Here is a 619-nt window from a genome sequence, read left to right on the forward strand (position 1 = left end):
CCCGTGAGCTGGTGCGGCTGGCGACGGCGGGGTCGGTGGACGACGGCAAGTCCACCCTGATCGGGCGGATCCTGCACGACACCGACTCCCTGCCGCTGGACCACCTCGACGCCGTGCGCGACGGCGAGGGCGTGCCGGACCTGGCGGCGCTGTCGGACGGGCTGCGCGCCGAGCGCGAGCAGGGCATCACCATCGACGTGGCCTACCGCTTCTTCGCCACCGCCCGGCGCTCCTTCGTGCTGGCCGACACCCCCGGCCACGAGCGCTACACCCGCAACATGGCCACCGGCGCCTCCAACGCCCACGTGGCGGTGCTGCTGGTCGACGCCCGCGCCGGGGTGCTGCGCCAGACCCGCCGCCACGCCCGCATCGCCACCCTGCTCGGGGTGCCCCACCTGGTCGCCGCGGTCAACAAGATGGACCTCGTCGACTTCGACCAGACCCGCTTCCGCCAGGTCGAGGCCGAGCTGCAGGACATGGCCCGACGCCTGCAGGGCGTCGGGGGCGGCGCGGTGGACCTGCTGGTGGTGCCGATCGCGGCCAAGCACGGCGACAACGTGGTGCACCGCTCCGCCAGCACCCCCTGGTACACCGGCCCCACCCTGATGGAGCACCTGGA

1 protein-coding gene is annotated in these 619 nt (G+C 73.8%); it reads left to right on the plus strand.

Annotated features, from left to right (window positions below; genetic code table 11):
- Nucleotides 1-619, plus strand: a 619-nt coding sequence (locus ABEB16_RS18775; RefSeq protein ID WP_345713734.1) for a GTP-binding protein, incomplete at both ends; no start/stop codon positions are given.

Origin of the sequence: Kineococcus glutinatus (genome assembly GCF_039542765.1) — a bacterium.
Lineage (GTDB): Bacteria > Actinomycetota > Actinomycetes > Actinomycetales > Kineococcaceae > Kineococcus_A > Kineococcus_A glutinatus.